This is a genomic window from Lacinutrix sp. YIN62, from assembly GCF_057219185.1.
The window spans coordinates 1-567 of the sequence record NZ_JBXVVH010000090.1 but is presented as its reverse complement, the minus strand read 5'-3'; the positions used below and the strand labels follow the sequence as shown (position 1 = coordinate 567).

The 567-nt window shown below is 29.8% G+C and carries 1 pseudogene; it reads left to right on the top strand.

Annotation, left to right across the window (positions count from 1 at the left end):
• Nucleotides 1-298: 298 nt before the first annotated feature.
• Nucleotides 299-520 (top strand): annotated as a pseudogene (locus AC2D8I_RS16330) (IS1595 family transposase); the annotation flags it as partial.
• Between the last annotated feature and the right edge of the window lie 47 nt (nt 521-567).

Sequence of the window (567 nt, the reverse complement as noted above, 5' to 3'; positions counted from 1 at the left end):
TACAAAGAGTAAAATTATAGTTTTGGTTAGTTGTTTAAGTTTGTTCAGCAAAATTTACAGCTGTTTCAAATTAGGGATTTATTTTTAGATTCGCTGCAAAAGTAGGAAATCTTTTACCTATTAAAAATACGTAGAACTACGTATTTTTTTATACTTACTTGTAACGGGGCTAGCCTTTACAAAAACACATTTTTTATTTTGTTTTCATTTTCTCTAGTTCTAGCCTTGACGCATTTTACTGGTGGTATTTTTCCTAAAATATCGTATGGTATTTTATAGTTATAATCATCCATCGCCAACCAATACTAAAAGAGTATCGAGTATTCAAATAGGTAAGTCTTTTAATATTCGTCAAGGAACAGCTTGGTATTTTATGCAAAAAGTTAGAAAAACAATGAAGAGTAGTCAAAAATATCCTCTATCCGAGTTGGTTCACGTTGATGAATTTACTGTAGGAGGAAAAGAAGCAGCTAAACAAGGGCGTAGTTATGACTCTAAAAAGAAAAATATAACATTGAGCAAAAATTAAGTAATCAAGGAAAGAATTACATATTGTAATAATGCCAA